Source organism: Mesorhizobium sp. B1-1-8, assembly GCF_006442795.2.
In the GTDB taxonomy this organism is placed as follows: Bacteria; Pseudomonadota; Alphaproteobacteria; order Rhizobiales; family Rhizobiaceae; genus Mesorhizobium.
Genome location: NZ_CP083956.1, coordinates 2,133,711 through 2,152,685 on the forward strand (window position 1 = coordinate 2,133,711; position 18,975 = coordinate 2,152,685).

The window sequence follows — 18,975 nt, forward strand, 5'->3', positions numbered from 1 at the left end:
AAGTTCCCGCAAGCGCTGGTTGCGCCCACCCGGGAATGCGAATAAACGGCCAGACCACCGGGTCCGTGCTATGACTACAGACCCGATTCAAACTTCGGGGCAGCTAAGGAGGAGCGCGTATTGGCGCTGAGGAACAGACCGGTTCGACGCGAAAAGCCGCTTCCCGATGCCGAGGCTCATTCGGAAGGGTTCCGGCAGACGCGTGAGGCGCGCCGCAGCGCGCTGGTCGAGGACTATGTCGAACTGATCGCCGACCTGATCGAGGACGGCAACGAGGCGCGCCAGGTCGATATCGCGGCGCGGCTCGGCGTCGCCCAGCCGACGGTGGCGAAAATGCTGACCAGGCTGTGCGCCGACGGGCTGGTTTCGAGAAAACCTTATCGCGGAGTGTTCCTGACCGAGGCCGGCCGCAAGGTCGCCAAGGAGAGCCGTGTCAGGCATCAGACGGTGGAAGCCTTCCTGCGCTCGCTGGGCGTCAGCGCCGAGACGGCGCGCATCGATGCCGAGGGCATAGAGCACCATGTCAGCGCCGAGACGCTCGAGGCTTTTCGCAGGGCGATGACGTCCGCACGCTGAGCGTCCGATGCGTTCGAGGATGGCGATGGAATCGCCGCGGCAACGCGAAAAATTGCTGTGACTTGGCGCAATCGTTGCGATAATTGTTGGGAGGGGCGGCGCGGGCCGGACCTTCCAGGATATTTGCATAGCGAGGAGTTGCCATGCTTTGGAGAGGCCGCCGTCAGAGCGACAATATCGAGGACGAGCGCAGCGACAGCGGTGGCGGCGGCTTCGGCGGCGGCAGCCCTGGCCAGTTCCGCATTCCGATCGGCGGCCGGGCCGGCGGCGGCTCGAGCATCATTTTTGTCATCCTGGTCGTCCTCGCCGGATGGTATTTCGGCTTTGATCCGTCGCAGATCCTGGGCGACGGCGGCGGGCTGCTGCCGGGCGGCGGTGGCCAGATCACCGACAACAGCGGCGCGCCCGACAGCACCGGCGCTCCGGCCAACGATGAGATGAAGCAATTCGTGGCGACAGTGCTGGCCGACACCGAGGAAACCTGGACCGGCATCTTCAAGTCCGAAGGTCTAACCTATGAGGACCCGAAGCTCGTGCTGTTCAGCGGCCAGACGCGTTCCGCCTGCGGCTTCGCTTCTTCGGCGGCAGGGCCTTTTTATTGCCCCGGCAACCACAAGGTCTATCTCGACATGACCTTCTTCCAGCAACTCGACCAGCAGTTCGGCGCTTCCGGAGAGTTCGCCCGAGCCTATGTGATCGCGCATGAGGTCGGCCATCACGTGCAGAACCTCACCGGCATCATGCAGAAGTTCAACCAGATGCGCCAGGGCGCGAGCGAGGCCGAGGCCAACCAGATGTCGGTGCGGATCGAGCTCCAGGCCGACTGTTTTGCCGGTGTCTGGGCGCACTACACGGCGAAGAAGGGCATATTGGAGCAGGGCGACATGGAAAGCGCGCTGAACGCCGCCAAGCAGATCGGCGACGACACGCTGCAGAAGAAGATGCAGGGCTATGTCGTGCCGGAAAGCTTCAACCACGGCACCTCGCAGCAGCGGCAGACATGGCTGGCGCGCGGCTATAAGAACGGCAGGCTTTCGGACTGCGATACGTTCAACAATCCGGTCTGAAGCGGCGTTGGGAACTTTAGCCTCCTGACGACAAGTCGCGGCACCTGATGTCAGGATGAGGCAGTTGCCGCCGTTCGCGTATTGTTCCAGGCGCCAGGCGCGCCTATAAGGTGCGTCCCGCCTTAGCCCTAAAGCGCGTTGCGCTGAACGGAGTCGGGCGACGCGCTTTAGGTTTTTGAATTTGCGCATGTCCTCATCCCGAAACCGGTTCCACTTTCGGGAGACATGCTTTAGGCGGCCGAGGAGCTTATCGTCATGATCGATCCCAAAACCGCCAGGCGGGGCCTTGCGCTCGTTTTTTCCACGCTGCTGCTCGACATTATCGGCTTCGGCATCATCATGCCGGTGCTGCCGGCCTATCTGCAGGAATTGACCGGGGTCGGCGTCAGCGAGGCGGCGATCGAGGGTGGCTGGCTGTTCTTTGTCTACGCGGCGATGCAGTTCTTCTTCGCGCCCGTCATGGGAGGCTTGAGCGACCGTTTCGGCCGGCGGCCGATCCTGCTTGCCTCGGTGCTCACCTTTTCCATCGACAATCTGATTTGCGCCGTCGCCTGGTCCTACCCGATGCTGTTCATCGGGCGCGTGCTGGCCGGCATTTCGGGCGCCAGCTATTCGACGACATCGGCCTTCATCGCCGACATCTCGACCGACGAGAACCGGGCCAAGAATTTCGGCCTGCTCGGCATCGCCTTCGGCGTCGGCTTCGTCATCGGGCCGGTTTTGGGCGGGCTGCTCGGCACGTTCGGGCCGCGCGTGCCGTTCTATTTCGCAGCCGGGCTTGCCCTGGTGAATTTCCTGATCGCGACGTTCTTCCTGCCGGAAACGCTGGACGAAAAGCACCGCCGCCGCTTCGAATGGAAGCGCGCCAATCCCGTCGGCACGCTCATCCAGATGCGCAATTACCAGGGCATCGGCTGGATCGGGCTGGTCTTTTTCCTGATGACGCTTGGTCACATGATGTATCCAGCGGTATGGTCGTTCGTCTCCACCTACCGCTATGGCTGGAACCAACAGCAGATCGGCTTCTCGCTCGGCGCCTTCGGCCTGTGCGGAGCGATCATCATGGCGACGGTATTGCCACGGGTCATTCCCATGCTCGGCGAATGGAGGACGGCGGCGATCGGCCTGACCTTCACCGCGCTCAGCGCCTTCGGCTATGCGTTTTCGACGCAAGGCTGGATGATCTATGCCGTCATCGTCGCCGGCTGCCTGGAGGCGCTGGCAGACCCACCTCTGAGAAGCCTCGCCGCCGCCAAGGTGCCGCCCTCGGCGCAGGGCGAGCTGCAGGGCGCGATGACCTCGATCTTCTCGATCACCTCGATCGTCACGCCGCTGCTCTATACGGGGATATTTTCCTGGTTCACCGGACCGAGCGCACCGGTGGTGTTCGGCGGTGCGCCTTACGTGCTCGGCGCGATTTTCTTGACGCTAGCGGTCATCGTCTTCGTCACCAAAGTGGCTAAGCCGACGCCGAAGGAAGTCGAGCGCATGCACACCCAGGAGGCTGTGACGGACACGGCTTGAGGCCGTGTCAAGTCACCCCCGCTCGGCCAGCGCTGGCTCGCTGCGCCGCTCGCGGATGAGATTGACGAAGCGGCGGAAGAGGTAGTGCGAATCCTGCGGGCCGGGCGAGGCCTCGGGGTGATGCTGGACCGAGAACACCGGCCGGCCGGTCAGCGCGATGCCGCAATTGGAACCGTCGAAGAGCGAGACATGGGTTTCCTCGATGCCATCGGGCAGCGAGTCGGCGTCGACGGCGAAGCCATGGTTCATCGAGACGATCTCCACCTTGCCGGTGGTGTGATCCTTGACCGGATGATTGGCGCCGTGATGGCCCTGGTGCATCTTCTCGGTCCTGCCGCCGAGCGCCAGCGCCAGCATCTGGTGGCCGAGGCAGATGCCGAACACCGGAAGCTCGGTCTTGAGCAGGTCCTGGATGACCGGAACGGCATATTCGCCGGTCGCTTCCGGATCGCCGGGCCCGTTGGAGAGAAAAATCCCGTCCGGCTGCATGGCCAGGATCTCTTCCGCTCCGGTCTTGGCCGGCACGACGGTGACCTTGACGCCGAGACCGGCGAGCAGGCGCAGGATGTTGCGCTTGACGCCATAGTCGATGGCCACGACGTGCATCGTCGGCTCGTCCTGCTCACCAAAACCTTCGTTCCAGATCCAGGGCGTCTCGCGCCAGACCGAGGACTGGCCGGAGGTGACTTCCTTGGCAAGGTCTAGCCCGATCAGGCCCGACCAGGCCGCGGCGCGCCGCTTCAGATCGTCGATGTCGAAGACGCCGTCGGGCGCATGGGCGATGACGGCATTCGGCATGCCCTTTTCACGGATCAGCGCGGTCAAGGCGCGGGTATCGATACCCGAGAGCGCCACGATACCGCGCTTCTTCAGCCACTGGTCGAGATGTCCGGCGGCGCGGTAGTTCGACGGGTTGGTTACATCGGCCTTGAAGACGGCGCCGACGGCGCCCGCGCGGGCAAGCGGGTGCAAATCCTCGATGTCCTCGTCGTTGGTGCCGATATTTCCGATATGCGGGAAGGTGAAGGTGACGATCTGGCCGGCATAGGAGGGATCGGTGAGGATCTCCTCGTAACCTGTAAGCGCGGTGTTGAAACACACTTCGGCGACGGCCGATCCGGTTGCGCCCAGGCCACGCCCTTCGATCACCATACCGTCGGCGAGCACCAGAAGGGCGGTCGGCTTTTCGGTGACCCAGGGGGCGGTGGTGGCCATGGCGGCGCTCCTGTCAGGCTGCGCCGCATCGGCTCGGGACCGTTTGCGCAGCAAACGGCGCGCAGCAGCGATTTCTCGAGCCTCGGCGCGCCAACTCATCGTCTCATGCAAGGCCGAGTACATAGGGGAAGGCGCCGGAACGGTCAATGACGCGACCGCCGGGCCGCGTTGATTTTATTTCGCCGAACAATATCAGTGGTTTGCCCGCCGCCATCAGAATTTGCCTTGAACCTGCGCCAAGGCTATGGTCCGCGCCGATCGAAGGAGACAGAACAATGCGCGAAAAAATCGCCGAATCCCTGAAGAGCGCGATGAAGGCGCAGGACAAGCACCGCCTGCCGACTCTCAGGCTGATCCAGGCCGCCATCCACGATCGCGACATCGCCAATCGCGGCGCCGGCAAGCCGGCGGCGAGCGAGGAGGAGATACTGCAGATCCTGGCCAAGATGGTGAAGCAGCGCGAGGAATCGGCCAAGGCCTTCGAAGACGGCAAGCGGCCGGAACTGGCGGCGCAGGAGCGCGGCGAGATGGAGATCATCCGCGGCTTCCTGCCGACGCAGCTCGACGATGCCGCGGTGACGGCGGCGGCGCAGGAAGCGATCGCTGCGACCGGAGCGGCCAGCCAGAAGGACATGGGCAAGGTGATCGGCGCGCTGAAGCAGAAATATGCCGGCCAGATGGACTTCGCCAAGGCCAGCGCCATCGTCAAGGGACTGCTGCAGTAATGGTCACGCGGAGCCTCACGGCTCCTTGCAGATCGGCACCGGCTGCGGCGGCGGTGCCGGGTGGTCCTTCTTGTATTGAGCGATAATCGGTTCAAGGGTCTTTTTCGGCCAGAATTTCGGCGCGCCGATTTCCTTCAGGCAGGATGCGTTCCAGTAGAGGCCGGCGCCAGACAACGCCTGGCGGGCAGCGACACTATGCGCGACGGCGGCGATATCTCGCGATTCAGGATAGATGTAGAGCGTCGTCGGATTGTTCTTCACCATCGGGATGATCAGCTGCGCGTCCGCCGGCGACCAACTGGTGCAGCCATTGCTGCGGCCGCCGGCATAGTTCACCAGCTTGCCGAACGGCACGTAGCCGTCATGGTCGGCGTAAGAGCTGGTCGGGCTTTTGCGAAGGCACATTCCCCTCAACAATGCGGCCGGATGCCCGCCGATCACACGCTGCCTGGCGTTTGCGGTCTCGCCTTCGCCGTCGAACTGGATGAAGGTGCGCATGAAAACCGCATCCTGTTTGGCCGCGACGCGATAATAGCCCTTGAACGACGTCTTCGCCTCGGCGGTCATGTAGGCGCCGCCGGCCGTCAGTTCCGAATCCATCGCATTGCCAAAATTTTTCGCGCAGCGCCTGCTGTTGGAGAAATCCGCGACGCCCTTCAGGTTGCGGCCGCCGCCATGGCCCGACGAGACCGCGCGAAACGACTGCTCGGCTTCGCAGATGATGTAATAGCGCCGCCCCAACACACCGTTGCCCAGATCGCCGGGGCGCGTCGCATCCATGGCGAAATAGCAGGGATTCTTGACCGCGCCTTCGCTTACCTTTTTCAGGTAGAGCGCGCGCGCCCGCTCCAGGACCAGTTGCGAGATCTGACCGTCGCCGTCGCCGACATGGGCCTCCAGCCAGGCCGGAATGGCCGGCGGCCGCAGCGCGGCAAACGATCTGGCCGACACCGTCAAGGCGATGGCGACGATGAGCAGGCTGAAAATGCTGACAATACCCAGCGGGACAAATCTCGATCGCACCGGATCCATTCTCCTGTCGAAGTCTTTGCAATCCCTGGCGGTGAATCACCGGGCGCAACTATAAAAGGCTTGGTGCCGATCGGCGAAACACTTCTAGTTTAGCAGCCGCTGGAAAGCCGGGGATTACATGATGGTTGAAATCGTCAAACCTGCACTCGAGCATCTGCCGTCCTACAAGGCCGCGCTGGAACGCGGCTGGTCGCCGGACAATGTGCGGCTGCTCGAAGCGACGCGCGAGCAGCTCGCGGCGATCGCGGATGATCCGGTGGCGTTCCTGGCCAGCCTCGACGACCGCGAGGCGAAGGGGCCGCCGATAACGCTGCCGGATGGCAAGCAGGTGCCGCGCATACCCGGGTACCGGCGCTGGATCTGGGATGGCGAGGCCGCCGGCTCGATCGGCTTTCGCTGGCAGCCGGGCACGTCCGCGCTGCCTTCACATGTGCTTGGCCATATCGGCTACGCTGTGGTGCCGTGGAAGCGTGGCCGCGGCTATGCGACCGAGGCGCTGCGCCTGATGCTGGACGAGGCAAGGGTGGTGGGCCTCGACTATGTCGAGATCACCGCAAAGCCCGGCAATCCGGCATCGCACAAAGTGATAACAGCCAATGGCGGCAGGCTGGTGGAGCGCTTCTTCGAGGACGCCGCCTATGGCGGCGCCGAGAGTCTGCGGTTCCGGATCGATCTTTAGCGGCCTTATGCTCTACTCGGCCGCGGCAGGCAGCGGCGGCGTCGCTTGGCTGCGCCATTCCCAGGCTTGCGAGGCAAGCGCCACCACCACCGCCACCAGCATGGCCAGGGTGCCGGCGAGCGGCAGGCTGCGGTAGCCGTAGCCGGCATTCAGCATCGCCGCGCCCAGCGAGGCGGCGAGCGCGATGCCGACATTGAAGCCAGACGGGATCAAGGAAGAGGCGAGGTTCGCGGCATCGGCGGTCCAGGCGAGGATACGGGTCTGGATCGGTGCGCCGATGGCGAAGTTGAGCCCGCCCCAGATGACGATCGCGATGACCATCGGCACAGGATAGGGGCTGACGGCGTAGATGACGGCAAGCATCAGCGCCTGCAGGAACAGCATGGTGATCAGCGAAGGCATCAGCTTCCAGTCGGCGAGCCTGCCGCCGAGAAAGACGCCGATCGTGGCGCCGACACCGTTGAGCAGCAGCACCCAGGGAATAAGACTCGGGTCGAGGCCGGTGACCTCGAGCAGTGTCGGCGTGATGTAGGTGAAGAGGCCGAACTGGCCGATCATCAGCATCAGCATCAGAATGAGCGAGGTCCAGACCTGCTGGCGGCCAAGCACGCGCACCTCGCGTGCCAACCCGGCCGGCCGGGTTGCGCAGCCGGCCGTGCGCGGCAGCAGCGCAAGCATGGCGATGATCGCGACAATGCCAAGCGCGCCCATGACCCAGAAGGTCGCGCGCCAGCCCCACAGGCTGCCGATGGCGGTGCCGGCGGGCACGCCGATGACATTGGAGACGGTCAGCCCCGACAGGATGACGGCAACCGCGACGCCGCGCTGGTCCTCGCGCACCAGGCCGACCGCGACAACCATGGCGACGCCGAAATAGGCGCCATGCGCCACGGCAATGGCGATGCGCAGGACAAGCATCGAGGTGAAGTCTGGCGCGAGCGCGCAGGCCACCTGACCGATAGCGAAGGCGATCACCAGCCCTAGCAGCAGCATCTTTCGCGGTACCTTGCTGGTGGCGAGGGCAAGCAGCGGGCCACCAATCGCAATGCCGCAAGCATAGCCGGACACCAGATAACCGGCGGTCGGGATCGAAACGCCGAGGCCTTGCGCCACCTCCGGCAACACGCCGGCAATGACGAATTCGGTGGTGCCGAAGGCGAAGGCGGCGATGAACAGGGCAATCAGCGGCAGCATGGCGCAAAGACTTGAAAATGAATGCAGCACGTCAAACCATGGATGACCGCCGCCGGCAATGCAGAAATTATCGACGCAACTTTAGCTTTTCTTGACCGGGCGCGGCTGCTTTAGACCTTTAAGCATGTCTTTGTCCCGAAACCGCGGCACACTTCGGGAGACATGCTTTAGGTTCGTCTCAGGGATTGCGCTCCGTTTTGCGCCCATAGGGGATTTTCAGCCACGCCCGCTCGTGGAGATAATAGAGCAGCGACTTGGTCACGACTTCGGTGAGGCCGATAGTGGCGGCGAGCTTGATGCTGCCGGTCACCACCAGCGAGATGATCATGGTGTCGATCGTCCCGGTGGCGCGCCAGGAAAGCGCCTTGGCGAAGCTGCGCGAATGCGTGTCCATCGACCGATCGTCCTCCCAATGGATATCGGGCGATCCTTAGCCGACAGAGGCGAGGATGAGCAAAGCCTAAATTTTCGTGTCGTCAGGGATGTCGATCGCGACAATACTAACTTGCCTTCAGCCGTGAGCCGCCGAGCAGTCCGCGCTCCTCGAGCACGGGATAAGCAATCGAGGCAAGCAGCGAGTTGATCTGCTTGAGGTCGCGAATGGTATCCAGATGGATGGAACTGGTCTCGACGCTGCGGGCGGCGCCGTCACGCAGCCGCACGAAATGGCTGGCGCTGGTCTCCTTCTCGCGCTCGCGCAGCAAATCCTTTTCCAGCACCAGCTGTCGGGCGGTTTCGGGATCGCGCGAGACCAGCACGTTGAAAGCCAGTCGCGCGTTGGCGAGCACCGAAGCATGGAAGGCGCAGAGCTCACGCCAGCCTTCAGGCGTGAATTCCAGGCCGCGCTCCAGCTTCTTCCTCACATGCACCAGCATGTTGCGCACGATGATGTCGCCGACCTGCTCCAGCTTGACGCAGGCGCCGATCAGTTCCTGGCAGCGCAGCGCCTCATACTCGCCGAGCGGGTTCAGCGTGACCTTGGCAAGGTAGAGCTTGATCGCCGCGTGTTTGCTGTCGACCCGGTCGTCCAAGGCGGCAAGCGCCTTGATCTTGTCAGTATCGGCGCTCTCATAGAGTTCGATGATGCGCTTCAGCATGATCTCGACCGTCTCGCAGACCCGCACCACCTCGCGCGTAGCATTGGCGAGCGCCTGGCTTGGCGTATCGAGCGCGCTTTCGTTCAGCGCAGACAGTTCGATGACGTCGAGCGTTGCGGCCACCGCCGGCCTTGTGCCCAGTGATACGATCTTCGCCGAGACACGGTAGACGAGGCCGGCAAGCGGCAGACCGGTAAGCAGGATGATCACGTTGAAGAGGATGTGGGCGTTGACGATCTGGTCCGGCCCGGTCGCGCCCAGAAAGGCGACCGGCGGCTTGATCGTCATGAACAGGGCGAGCATGACGAGCGAGCCCATGCCGCGCATCAGGAGATTGCCGATCGGCACGACGCGAACGGCTGGATCGGCATTGCGGGTGAGGAGAGGCGCGATGATCGAGGAGCCGAGATTGACGCCGAGCACCAGCACGATGCCGAGTTCGGGCGGAATGAAGCCACGGCCGGCCAGCGTCACCAGCAACAGCACGGCGGCGATCGAGGAGTGGAACAGCCAGGTGACGAGCGCCGCAAGCAGATAGGCGCTGACCGGATCGCCGGAGAAATAGCTGACGATCATCGGCATCAGCGTGCTCTGGCGTAGCGGTTCGGACGCCTGGCCGATCATTTGCAGCGAAAGCAGCAGCAGGCCGATGCCGACCAGAATGCGGCCGAACTGGCGCCAATCGCGCCGCTCGGTGGCCATGAACATCACGGTCCCGGCGACCAGACAAAGCGGCACCAGCAGGGAAAGATCGAACGTGAGCAGCTTGACGACCAACGCCGAGCCGATCTCGGCGCCGCGCACGGCAAGCTGTCCGGCGGCGCCCGATACGATGCCGGCGCCGGCGAAGGAGCCGACCAGGAGCGTGACGGCGGTCGAACTCTGCAGCGCGATCGCGAGACCGCAGCCGGCCAGGACCGCCATAAGCGGATTGCGCATGGTGTCGCGCAGCCTGTGGCGCAGCACATCGCCATAGGCGCGCTCGACGCCCGTTTTGACCATGCGGGTGGCAAACAGCATCAGGGCCACCGCGCCGGCGAGATGCAGAAGGACGACGGATCCGCTCATGCCGAGCCTCGCAACCAGGCGGCCAGGAAGCGGAAAAGGGCGCGAATCGCGAGCATTTCAGGTATTGAGATTACTCCAAATTACTTTAGCCGGATAATAAATTTTGCCCGACTCGACCGCCTGTCGCCACGCGACGGCGTGTGTCGGAAATGGATTGGGGGCGCATTGGTTGCATGCGCCGGTGACATTGCGCGGACGGATACCGCGCGAGCGGCGAGCCGACGATCTGCATGGTTTCGGCAGATTGTTGAAGCTGCTTATATAACCATCGGAAATCATTACAGAAAAGTAAATGCACCTGTTCGGTCTCAGTTCATCGGTTGCTGGTTATCTCCTTATCTATCGACAACCAGGGAGCACCAACCATGAAGCGTCTCATACTTTCAGCCGTCGCCGCCTCGATGCTGGCTGCCTCGGTCGTTTCGGGCCAGGCCGCGCCGCTCAATCAGCCGAGCGCGCCGCAGTCGAATTACACGAAGGTCGACTGGCAGAAGCCCGGCACAAATCGCGACGTGAAGAAGCGTGTCATCATCAAGAAGAAGGTCGTCTTGAAGCGGAACAACTGGCGCAACGGCCAGCGCTATTCCGACTGGCGGCGTCACCAGGCGATCCGCGACTGGCACCGCTACGGCCTGCGCCGCCCGGGCCCCGGCCAGGAGTGGATCCGCGTCGGCAACGACTATGTGCTGGTCAGCATTGTCTCGGGCATCATCTTCGGCGCCATCGCGGCGCACTAAGTCTGGCCGGCACTGCGCCGGATTTCGAAGGAAGGCGGCCGGCCGCGGCCGCCTTCCCTTTGCCCTGTGGAAACCGGGTATCGGCCGCATTTGGGATCGTGCAGTCCGGCAAGCGTGATTATATGGACGGGAAAAGAGTTTCCCCATGCGCTTTCCGCCTGCCTTCCTCGATGAGATCCGCGACCGCGTGCCGATTTCGCAGGTCATCGGCCAGCGCGTCACCTGGGACAGGAAGAAGACCAACGCGCCGCGCGGCGACTATTGGGCGTGCTGCCCGTTCCATGGCGAGAAGAGCCCGTCCTTCCACTGCGAGGACAAGAAGGGCCGCTACCATTGTTTCGGCTGCTCGGTCTCGGGCGACCATTTCAAGTTCCTCACCGAGCTCGACGGCATGAGCTTTCCAGAGGCGGTCGAAAAGATCGCCGACATGGCCGGCGTGCCGATGCCGGTGCGCGACGCCGAGGAGGAACGGCGCGAGAAGGAACGCGCCAGCCTGACTGACGTCATGGAGATGGCGACCGCCTTCTTTCAGGAGCGGCTGCAGGGGCCGGAAGGTGCAAAAGCCCGCGCCTATCTGCGCGACCGCGGGCTGACGCCGGCGACACAACAGTCGTTCCGGCTGGGCTTTGCGCCGGATAGCCGCAACGCGCTGAAGGAATATCTTGCCGCCAAGGGCGTGCCGAAGGCCGATATCGAGGCCTGCGGGCTGGTGCGGCATGGCGACGACATTCCGGTCTCCTACGACTGGTTCCGCGACCGCATCATGTTCCCGATCCCGGATTCGCGTGGGCGGATCATCGCCTTCGGCGGGCGGGCGCTGGCGCCCGATGCGCTTGCCAAATACATGAACTCGCCGGACACGGAACTCTTCCACAAGGGCAACGTGCTCTATAATTTCGCCCGTGCCCGCAAGGCGATCGCGAAGGGCGGCACAGTCATTGCCGTCGAAGGCTATATGGATGTGATCGCGCTGGCGCAGGCCGGCTTCGAGAATGCCGTGGCGCCGCTCGGCACCGCGCTCACCGAAAACCAGCTGGAGCTGCTGTGGCGCATGGCCGGCGAGCCGGTGCTTTGCTTCGACGGCGACCAGGCCGGGCTGAAAGCAGCCTGGCGCGCCGCCGACCTGGCGCTGCCTTCGGTCCAGCCCGGTCGCTCGGCGCGTTTTGCGCTGCTGCCCGAGGGCAAGGATCCGGACGACCTGGTCAAGGCCGATGGTCCGGATGCTTTTCGCGCGGTGCTGGCGGAGGCCAGGCCGCTCGCCGACCTGTTGTGGATGCGTGAGACCGCCGGCGGCGTCTTCGATACGCCGGAGCGGCGGGCGGAGCTGGAAAAGACGCTGCGCGAATTGACCGGCCGCATCCGCGACGAAAGCCTGCGCTACCACTACAGCCAAGAGATGCGTGAGCGGGTGCTGACCTTCTTCGGCTCGCAACGCGCGCAGAGGCAAGGCCGACCAGGCGATCGTGACCGTGGCAAGGCATCGGCGCCCGGCGGAGCCTTCGCGCGAGGTGCCGCCGCCGGCGGGCGCGCGGCGATCACCGAAAGCCTCGGCCGCTCGGCGCTGATCAAGCGGGCCGGCGAGGGCATGTCGGTGCGCGAGGCGACCATCATCGTGGCGCTGGTCAACCACCCGGCGCTGATCGACGAGAATTTCGCCCATGTCGAATTCCTCGATCTCGCCAATTCGGACCTGCGGCGGCTGCATGCCGCCATTCTCGACGCGATGGCGCACAACATGGCCGATGACCGTGATGCGGTCATCGCGACGATCGAGCGTGCCGGATGCGGTCCCATCTGGGAGCGTGCCGTGGCGCTGATCAAGCGCGCGCGGCAGTGGCCGGCATTGGAAACAGCCGCACTCGACGATGCCCGCGACGCGTTCAACCAAGCGCTGCACTTGCAGCGCAGCGCGCGCACCTTACATAGAGAGCTGAAACAGGCGCAGGCGGCGCTCGATGCAGACCCTTCGGACGAAAACTTCCGGCATCTGGTCGAGATTCAAGCGCAATTCAACGATGTACAGGCAACGGAAGCGCTGATCGAAGGATTCGGCGTTTCATCTGGCAGGGCCGGCCGCGTTTAGGTCATGGGTCTGCCCTTAAAAATGAAGTGGAAACGGGCAGCGCGTCGAATCGACGCCCCTAAGTCGGGTAATTGATTCGCTTTTTTCATGCGAATCATGCCAGAGGCGCTTGACCTTCTGGCAGATTGGCGGAATCAGAACGATTCGAAACGTTAACCGTGCCCCGGCGTCGGCGCGAAATTTGGGCGATGTGAGGTAATGGTGACTGGACAGGCACAAGGCCTGCCACAGATACCAGGGTTAATCTGGACTTAATGCATGTCGCCCAAAAACGGAAACCGGTTTTGGGGCAACGACATGCATCAAACAAAGAGATGATGCGGTTACTGGTCCGGTGAAAATGCGTTCTGGTGCGAACGCGGCCGGTATGACCGGTCCGACAGTTTACGCGGCTTCGATATTGGGCCGCTTGGAGACGACAAAGAATGGCGACAAAGGAAAAGGAAGAGGTCGAAACCGAACGTGAAGGCGCCACCGATGGCCCTCTGCTCGACCTTTCCGACGATGCTGTCAAGAAGATGATCAAGGCCGCCAAGAAGCGCGGCTATGTAACCATGGACGAACTGAACTCGGTGCTGCCTTCGGAGGAAGTGACCTCCGAGCAGATCGAGGACACCATGGCCATGCTTTCGGACATGGGCATCAACGTCGTCGAGGACGACGAGCAGGGCGAGGAGGCCGAGGCCACCGACACCGCGGCCGACGCCGAGGAAGACGCCAACGAGCTCGCCGAGCAGACCGGCACCGCCGTTGCCACGACGACGACCAAGAAAGAGCCGACCGACCGCACCGACGACCCGGTGCGCATGTATCTGCGCGAGATGGGCTCGGTGGAGCTTCTGTCGCGCGAGGGCGAAATTGCGATTGCCAAGCGCATCGAGGCCGGCCGCGAGACGATGATCGCCGGCCTGTGCGAAAGCCCGCTGACCTTCCAGGCCATCATCATCTGGCGCGACGAGCTCAACGAATCGAAGATCCTGCTGCGCGAGATCATCGATCTCGAGGCGACCTATGCCGGCCCCGAGGCCAAGCAGGCGCCGGTGGTCGAACGCATCGAGGAAGCGCCGAAGGTCGACGAGAAGCCGCGCGGCCGCGGCGCTGGGCGCGAAGAAGAAGACGACATCACCAATGTCGGCGGCGACACCCGCGGCCTCGAGGAAGACGAGGACGACGAGGACGAGGCAAGCCTGTCGCTGGCGGCGATGGAAGCCGAACTGCGTCCGCAGGTGATGGAGACGCTCGACGTCATCGCCGACACCTACAAGAAGCTGCGCAAGCTGCAGGACCAGCAGGTCGAGAACCGGCTGGCAGCGGCCGGCACGCTGTCGCCCAGCCAGGATCGCCGGCTGAAGGAGCTGAAGGATCAGCTGATCAAGGCGGTGAAGTCGCTGTCGCTCAACACGGCGCGCATCGAGGCGCTGGTCGAGCAGCTTTACGACATCAACAAGCGCCTGGTGCAGAACGAGGGCAGGCTGCTCAGGCTCGCCGAGAGCTATGGCGTGCGCCGCGAGGAATTCCTCAGGGAATATCAGGGCTCGGAACTCGACCCGAACTGGACGCGCTCGATCGCCAACCTGACGTCGCGCGGCTGGAAGGAATTCACCAAGAACGAGAAGGATGCGATCAAGGAGCTGCGCACCGAGATCCAGAACCTCGCCACCGAGACGGCGATCTCGATCCAGGAATTCCGTAAGATCGTCAACCAGGTGCAAAAGGGCGAGCGCGAGGCCGCGATCGCCAAGAAGGAAATGGTCGAGGCCAATCTTCGTCTCGTCATCTCCATCGCCAAGAAATACACCAACCGCGGCCTGCAGTTCCTCGACCTGATCCAGGAAGGCAATATCGGCTTGATGAAGGCGGTGGACAAATTCGAATACCGCCGCGGCTACAAGTTCTCGACCTACGCGACGTGGTGGATCCGGCAGGCGATCACCCGTTCGATCGCCGACCAGGCGCGCACCATCCGCATTCCGGTGCACATGATCGAGACGATCAACAAGATCGTGCGCACCTCGCGCCAGATGCTGCACGAGATCGGCCGCGAGCCGACGCCGGAGGAACTGGCCGAAAAGCTCGCAATGCCGCTCGAAAAAGTGCGCAAGGTGCTGAAGATCGCCAAGGAGCCGATCTCACTCGAAACGCCGGTCGGCGACGAGGAGGATTCGCATCTGGGCGACTTCATCGAGGACAAGATGGCGATCCTGCCGATCGATGCTGCGATCCAGGCCAATCTGCGCGAGACCACCACGCGCGTGCTGGCTTCGCTGACGCCGCGCGAGGAGCGCGTCCTGCGCATGCGCTTCGGCATCGGCATGAACACCGACCACACGTTGGAAGAGGTCGGCCAGCAATTCTCGGTCACCCGCGAGCGCATCCGCCAGATTGAGGCCAAGGCGCTGCGCAAGCTCAAGCATCCGAGCCGCAGCCGCAAGCTGAGAAGCTTCCTCGACAGCTGAGGCTAGGCACCCCCATGGGAGAGGCGGTAGTAGTCAGACGGCCGTCGCGCCGTCTCCTCCCAAGGGTCTTCCTCTTCTGCCTGCTTGGCTTTGCAATCCACCTATGGATCCTGCTTGGAGCCATGATTTTCGGCCATCCTTTTTTGCCTTCGCAGGCTTATGTCAGCAGCCACGATATGATCGCGAAATCGGTAGCAATACCGGTTGGCTGCCTAATGTTGTTCTTTTGCTGCCGGAAGTTTGCGAAGGATTTCCAGAGCCCGAACTTATCCACCAAGACCTTCCTTGTTTCCGGCTTCGGTATTCTTGTCGTGCCTCTCGTTTTCGGGGTTTTTGCTCGGGCAATTGTTCTCACCGCATACCCGCTGTGGCTAGCGGCAGTGGCGGGTAGAGACACGCAGCTCGAATTTTCCATAGGCGATATCACGGGTTCATCAATGCGCTGTCCGTATAGGGTCGATCTCGCGGACATGCCGATAATGACTGGCACTCTATGCGACGTCCCGGAAGCTGTTCGTAAGACGCTTTATCCAGGCATGAGGGTTTTGTTGACCGGACGCGGCACGGTAAACGGGCTTTTTGCGGCGAGAATTAATGTTGCTCCTAGCGGGCAAGTATTACCCGGCGAGGATTGGCTTCGCTGACGCTGCGCAGGCTCAAGCATCCGAGCAGGTTGCGCAAGCTCAGAAGCTTCCTCGACAGCTGAGCGGAACGCAATCATACGAAGATCAAAAGAGCGCCGAGGCACCCTTTTGAGTTTTCGGCTATCTCTCATGCCACCTTGCCGGGTTTGCCCGACAGGAGGATAATCCGGCGTCGGATGCATTTTTCTGGGCGATAACCCGGATGCCCGCCCCGGCGAAGCCGCCGTGCTCCGTGGCCCCGGAGGGAGGTGTGCCATGACAACTTACATCGTGCTTATCAACTGGACTGAGCTGGGCGCCAAGAACGTGCGCGAGTCGCCTAAGCGGCTCGATGCCGCCAAGAAGCTGCTGGGAGACATGGGTGGATCGTTCAAGGCGTTCTATCTGACCATGGGCGAATGCGATATGGTCGCGGTGGTCGAGGCGCCCGACGATGCAGTGCTTGCCCGTTTCGCGCTGATGCTGTCGTCGGGCGGCAATGTCAGGACGCGAACGATGAAGGCGTTCCCGGAATTCGCCTATCGTGAGATCATTAGCTCGCTCGGATAACCGGCTGAAGGGACGGCGTGGCTATTGCGAAGCCGCGCCGCATTCCTGATAGTCGCGCCATGCCCGAGCCGTTGCTGACCGTCTGGTACAACACACGCCGTCCGGTGTGCGACGCCGGCATCAACCGGCAGAAGCGGCGGCTCATGGAGGCGGTCAAGGCTGGCCGCATCGAATTCCGCGACATTAATTTCGAACCTGAGGCGCTTTCGGCTTTCGGCGCCTCGCTGGAGGATATCCGCCGGCGCCTGCATGCGACCGATGCCGAAGGACGGCTGTTGGTCGGCGCCGATGTGGCGATCGCGGTCTGGCGGCTCACGCCGGACGAAGGCTGGCTGGCCAGGCTGTTCGGCAACGCCGTCATGCTGCCGTTGACCCGCTTCTGCTACGACCGCTTCGCCGACCTGCTCTATGCCTGGAATCGCCGAAGCGGCCGCTGGTAGCCCGACGAGGCCCTTCGCCTGCACATGCATAAATCATCCCTTGGTACGCACTTCGATACATCGTAAGATATATCTTGACTCCTTCAACGCCACGACCTAATTAAGATATATCGTAAGGTATAACTGAGGAGCAATCATGCACAGGCACAATCATTTTGGCGAGCGCATGTTCATGCACATGGCCGGCAAATTCGGCGGCCGCGGCGGCGGCTTTGGCCCGTTCGGCCATGGCGGCAGGGGCGGCGGACGCGGCGGGGCGGGCGACATGTTCCGCGCCGGCCGCATGCTGGCCGACGGCGATCTCAAGCTGATCACGCTATCGCTGTTGGCCGAGGCGCCGCGCCACGGCTACGACATCATCAAGGCGCTGGAGGAACGCTCCAGCGGCATCTACAGCCCGAGCCCGGGTGTGGTCTATCCGACGCTGACCTTCCTGGAAGAGGCCGGCTACGCCGTGTCGCAGAGCGAAGGCAACAAGAAGGTTTTCTCGATCACCGACGCCGGCAGGGCGCATCTCGACGAGAACCGCGAGATGATCGACAGCGTGCTCGACCATCTCGAGAGCTTCGGCCGCAAGATGGCCAAGGCGCGCGAATGGTTCGGCTGGAATGACGACGGCGAGGACCGGCGCGGCGGTCGGGGCGGCCGTGGGGATCGCTTGGAAGCGCGTGACCAGTTCCGCGCCCTGCGCCACCGGCTGCGCGCCGCCCTCGGCGACTTCGTCGATGCGCCGCAGGACAAGCAAGCCGAAGCGATCAGCATCCTTGAAGCCGCCGCCGATGCGCTGGAGGCGCTGTCGCGCCGCTAAAGACCAACGCCCGCTGAACGGAAAAAGCCCGGAGAGATCCGGGCTTTTTATTTGGTCGCCGATTTCATGCGGCAGGCGAGGCATCATTCCTTGCCGACATATTCGCTGATCAGCTTCTCGTTGCGGGCCCTTTCGATCTTGGCCGTGGTTTCCGCGGCAAGCCGCTCGTCGGTACGGTACTTGACCAGGTTCACCAGGCTGCCGGTGAGCAGCAGGATGCCCATGGCCCAGTAGCCCTTGGTCGAGAGGTCGACCGGGGCCAGCCATAGCGACAGGCCGAGCATGAAATAGGCGGCACCGACCGAGATGGTGTTGAACATGATGTAGGTCTGATTGGCGTTCATCGTATTGCTCCGTTGGTTTGGTCAGATTCTGTTTTCGGGAGAATGCGGGTTTCAGTTCTGGGATTTCAGACGGTCTAAAACATCCTTGGCGCGGACCCTGGTCGCGGGACCGTGCCCGGCCTCGGCAAGGCGGTCGCGGATCGCTTCGTGGCGCAACTCGCCGTCGATCTCGTCCAGGATGCCGGCCTCCTCGAACGGATCGCTGCCTTCCTTGATGCGGGCGAGCAGCTCCTCCGCCTCGTTGAGGCTTGCGGTGCGGCCGATCGACCGGTTGAGGCGCGACTGCGCCTTGCGTTCGGCATCGATCGCCCGGGCCGAGATCATGCCTTGGTTGAGATCGACGATGCGGCGGTGCGCACGCTCGACGGAAACGCGCATCCGCAATGTCTTTTCGCCAAGGCTTTGCACCGTGGCCCGGCGGACTTCGCGTTCATTCTCGAGTTCGGCAATGGCGGTGGCGCCGCCTTCTGCCAGCGTTTCGTTGTTGACGGCGAGCGCGCTCCGCGTGCGCGTTTCAAGGTCGGCGATGCGGCGGTCGAGCTGGTCGAGGCCCGCCTGCTCGGCGCGCTGACGCACAATCAGCGAGGCGAGCGTCTGCTTGGCGGCGGCAAGTCCGGCCTCGGCGTCGCGGATGCGCTGTGCCAGAAGGTCGATGGCAAAGCGGTCCTTCAGCCCGTCCTCGGCCCGCGCGCTGGCACCGTCCAGCAAGGTTCTGATCAGGCTAAGCATGGTTCTTC

The 18,975-nt window shown here is 63.1% G+C and carries 19 protein-coding genes and 1 pseudogene; 13 read left to right on the forward strand and 7 right to left on the reverse strand.

What is annotated here, in order from left to right:
* Window positions 1-120: 120 nt before the first annotated feature.
* The 3 genes from mntR to FJ974_RS10475 all read left to right on the forward strand — a co-directional run bounded on the left by mntR (window position 121) and on the right by FJ974_RS10475 (window position 3,167).
* Entirely contained in the window at window positions 121-576 is a 456-nt protein-coding gene (gene mntR, locus FJ974_RS10465; protein WP_140531821.1) for a manganese-binding transcriptional regulator MntR, read from the forward strand.
* A 143-nt stretch (window positions 577-719) separates the two neighbouring features.
* Window positions 720-1,643: a neutral zinc metallopeptidase gene (locus FJ974_RS10470; protein ID WP_140531819.1), complete on the forward strand. Its 924-nt coding sequence runs from the start codon at window positions 720-722 to the stop codon at window positions 1,641-1,643.
* Window positions 1,644-1,898: 255 nt separating this feature from the next.
* Entirely contained in the window at window positions 1,899-3,167 is a 1,269-nt protein-coding gene (locus FJ974_RS10475; protein ID WP_140531817.1) for a TCR/Tet family MFS transporter, read from the forward strand.
* 12 nt (window positions 3,168-3,179) lie between these two features.
* On the opposite strand, the gene carA is transcribed toward FJ974_RS10475, so the two are convergent.
* Window positions 3,180-4,382 (reverse strand): glutamine-hydrolyzing carbamoyl-phosphate synthase small subunit, encoded by a 1,203-nt coding sequence (gene carA / locus FJ974_RS10480; RefSeq protein WP_140531815.1) that lies wholly within the window; start codon window positions 4,380-4,382, stop codon window positions 3,180-3,182.
* Between the two features lie 275 nt (window positions 4,383-4,657).
* Here carA and FJ974_RS10485 point away from each other — a divergent pair, with 275 nt between their 5' ends.
* Window positions 4,658-5,107: a GatB/YqeY domain-containing protein gene (locus FJ974_RS10485; RefSeq protein ID WP_140531813.1), complete on the forward strand. Its 450-nt coding sequence runs from the start codon at window positions 4,658-4,660 to the stop codon at window positions 5,105-5,107.
* Between the two features lie 15 nt (window positions 5,108-5,122).
* On the opposite strand, the gene FJ974_RS10490 is transcribed toward FJ974_RS10485, so the two are convergent.
* Complete coding sequence (locus tag FJ974_RS10490; protein ID WP_140531811.1) at window positions 5,123-6,130, reverse strand: hypothetical protein; 1,008 nt, start codon at window positions 6,128-6,130, stop codon at window positions 5,123-5,125.
* A gap of 130 nt (window positions 6,131-6,260) precedes the next feature.
* Here FJ974_RS10490 and FJ974_RS10495 point away from each other — a divergent pair, with 130 nt between their 5' ends.
* Window positions 6,261-6,818: a GNAT family N-acetyltransferase gene (locus FJ974_RS10495; RefSeq protein ID WP_140532042.1), complete on the forward strand. Its 558-nt coding sequence runs from the start codon at window positions 6,261-6,263 to the stop codon at window positions 6,816-6,818.
* 12 nt (window positions 6,819-6,830) lie between these two features.
* Here the strand turns inward: FJ974_RS10495 and FJ974_RS10500 are convergent, their stop codons facing one another.
* From FJ974_RS10500 to FJ974_RS10510, 3 genes are all read right to left on the reverse strand, one after another.
* Window positions 6,831-8,012: an MFS transporter gene (locus tag FJ974_RS10500; RefSeq protein WP_140531809.1), complete on the reverse strand. Its 1,182-nt coding sequence runs from the start codon at window positions 8,010-8,012 to the stop codon at window positions 6,831-6,833.
* A 178-nt stretch (window positions 8,013-8,190) separates the two neighbouring features.
* Entirely contained in the window at window positions 8,191-8,406 is a 216-nt protein-coding gene (locus FJ974_RS10505) for a DUF2061 domain-containing protein (protein WP_140531807.1), read from the reverse strand.
* Window positions 8,407-8,512: 106 nt separating this feature from the next.
* Window positions 8,513-10,177, reverse strand: a complete 1,665-nt coding sequence (locus FJ974_RS10510; RefSeq protein WP_140531805.1) for a Na/Pi cotransporter family protein — start codon at window positions 10,175-10,177, stop codon at window positions 8,513-8,515.
* Between the two features lie 365 nt (window positions 10,178-10,542).
* Here FJ974_RS10510 and FJ974_RS10515 point away from each other — a divergent pair, with 365 nt between their 5' ends.
* The 8 genes and pseudogenes from FJ974_RS10515 (at window position 10,543) to FJ974_RS10545 (ending at window position 17,894) form a co-directional block, all read left to right on the forward strand.
* On the forward strand, window positions 10,543-10,914 hold the full coding sequence (locus tag FJ974_RS10515) for an RcnB family protein (RefSeq protein WP_140531803.1): 372 nt from the start codon (window positions 10,543-10,545) through the stop codon (window positions 10,912-10,914).
* Window positions 10,915-11,059: 145 nt separating this feature from the next.
* Window positions 11,060-12,997, forward strand: a complete 1,938-nt coding sequence (dnaG, locus tag FJ974_RS10520) for a DNA primase (protein WP_140531801.1) — start codon at window positions 11,060-11,062, stop codon at window positions 12,995-12,997.
* A gap of 425 nt (window positions 12,998-13,422) precedes the next feature.
* Entirely contained in the window at window positions 13,423-15,453 is a 2,031-nt protein-coding gene (gene rpoD / locus FJ974_RS10525) for an RNA polymerase sigma factor RpoD (RefSeq protein ID WP_140531799.1), read from the forward strand.
* Window positions 15,454-15,575: 122 nt separating this feature from the next.
* Window positions 15,576-16,097: a hypothetical protein gene (locus tag FJ974_RS10530; RefSeq protein ID WP_140531797.1), complete on the forward strand. Its 522-nt coding sequence runs from the start codon at window positions 15,576-15,578 to the stop codon at window positions 16,095-16,097.
* Window positions 16,067-16,159 (forward strand): annotated as a pseudogene (locus FJ974_RS30390) (RNA polymerase sigma factor RpoD); the annotation flags it as partial. The gene FJ974_RS10530 and the pseudogene FJ974_RS30390, both read left to right, overlap by 31 nt.
* Before the next feature lie 193 nt (window positions 16,160-16,352).
* Window positions 16,353-16,646: a GYD domain-containing protein gene (locus tag FJ974_RS10535; RefSeq protein WP_140531795.1), complete on the forward strand. Its 294-nt coding sequence runs from the start codon at window positions 16,353-16,355 to the stop codon at window positions 16,644-16,646.
* A 59-nt stretch (window positions 16,647-16,705) separates the two neighbouring features.
* A complete protein-coding gene (locus FJ974_RS10540) occupies window positions 16,706-17,086 on the forward strand; it encodes a thiol-disulfide oxidoreductase DCC family protein (protein WP_181177052.1) in 381 nt (126 codons plus the stop codon).
* 136 nt (window positions 17,087-17,222) lie between these two features.
* Entirely contained in the window at window positions 17,223-17,894 is a 672-nt protein-coding gene (locus FJ974_RS10545; protein WP_140531793.1) for a PadR family transcriptional regulator, read from the forward strand.
* A gap of 83 nt (window positions 17,895-17,977) precedes the next feature.
* Here the strand turns inward: FJ974_RS10545 and FJ974_RS10550 are convergent, their stop codons facing one another.
* On the reverse strand, window positions 17,978-18,238 hold the full coding sequence (locus tag FJ974_RS10550) for a YiaA/YiaB family inner membrane protein (RefSeq protein ID WP_140531791.1): 261 nt from the start codon (window positions 18,236-18,238) through the stop codon (window positions 17,978-17,980).
* A gap of 51 nt (window positions 18,239-18,289) precedes the next feature.
* Window positions 18,290-18,967 carry a PspA/IM30 family protein gene (locus FJ974_RS10555; protein ID WP_140531789.1) on the reverse strand — a complete coding sequence of 226 codons (678 nt, stop codon included), beginning with the start codon at window positions 18,965-18,967 and terminating at the stop codon, window positions 18,290-18,292.
* Window positions 18,968-18,975: the final 8 nt, after the last annotated feature.

What these genes read in the sequence shown, in the direction of transcription:
- FJ974_RS10470 (WP_140531819.1), top strand. Translation starts at nt 720, where the DNA reads ATGCTTTGGAGAGGCCGCCGTCAGAGCGACAATATCGAGGACGAGCGC.
- FJ974_RS10475 (WP_140531817.1), top strand. Translation starts at nt 1,899, where the DNA reads ATGATCGATCCCAAAACCGCCAGGCGGGGCCTTGCGCTCGTTTTTTCC.
- carA (WP_140531815.1), bottom strand. Translation starts at nt 4,382, where the DNA reads ATGGCCACCACCGCCCCCTGGGTCACCGAAAAGCCGACCGCCCTTCTG.
- FJ974_RS10485 (WP_140531813.1), top strand. Translation starts at nt 4,658, where the DNA reads ATGCGCGAAAAAATCGCCGAATCCCTGAAGAGCGCGATGAAGGCGCAG.
- FJ974_RS10495 (WP_140532042.1), top strand. Translation starts at nt 6,261, where the DNA reads ATGGTTGAAATCGTCAAACCTGCACTCGAGCATCTGCCGTCCTACAAG.
- FJ974_RS10500 (WP_140531809.1), bottom strand. Translation starts at nt 8,012, where the DNA reads ATGCTGCCGCTGATTGCCCTGTTCATCGCCGCCTTCGCCTTCGGCACC.
- FJ974_RS10505 (WP_140531807.1), bottom strand. Translation starts at nt 8,406, where the DNA reads ATGGACACGCATTCGCGCAGCTTCGCCAAGGCGCTTTCCTGGCGCGCC.
- FJ974_RS10510 (WP_140531805.1), bottom strand. Translation starts at nt 10,177, where the DNA reads ATGAGCGGATCCGTCGTCCTTCTGCATCTCGCCGGCGCGGTGGCCCTG.
- FJ974_RS10515 (WP_140531803.1), top strand. Translation starts at nt 10,543, where the DNA reads ATGAAGCGTCTCATACTTTCAGCCGTCGCCGCCTCGATGCTGGCTGCC.
- dnaG (WP_140531801.1), top strand. Translation starts at nt 11,060, where the DNA reads ATGCGCTTTCCGCCTGCCTTCCTCGATGAGATCCGCGACCGCGTGCCG.
- rpoD (WP_140531799.1), top strand. Translation starts at nt 13,423, where the DNA reads ATGGCGACAAAGGAAAAGGAAGAGGTCGAAACCGAACGTGAAGGCGCC.
- FJ974_RS10530 (WP_140531797.1), top strand. Translation starts at nt 15,576, where the DNA reads ATGATTTTCGGCCATCCTTTTTTGCCTTCGCAGGCTTATGTCAGCAGC.
- FJ974_RS10535 (WP_140531795.1), top strand. Translation starts at nt 16,353, where the DNA reads ATGACAACTTACATCGTGCTTATCAACTGGACTGAGCTGGGCGCCAAG.
- FJ974_RS10540 (WP_181177052.1), top strand. Translation starts at nt 16,706, where the DNA reads ATGCCCGAGCCGTTGCTGACCGTCTGGTACAACACACGCCGTCCGGTG.
- FJ974_RS10545 (WP_140531793.1), top strand. Translation starts at nt 17,223, where the DNA reads ATGCACAGGCACAATCATTTTGGCGAGCGCATGTTCATGCACATGGCC.
- FJ974_RS10550 (WP_140531791.1), bottom strand. Translation starts at nt 18,238, where the DNA reads ATGAACGCCAATCAGACCTACATCATGTTCAACACCATCTCGGTCGGT.
- FJ974_RS10555 (WP_140531789.1), bottom strand. Translation starts at nt 18,967, where the DNA reads ATGCTTAGCCTGATCAGAACCTTGCTGGACGGTGCCAGCGCGCGGGCC.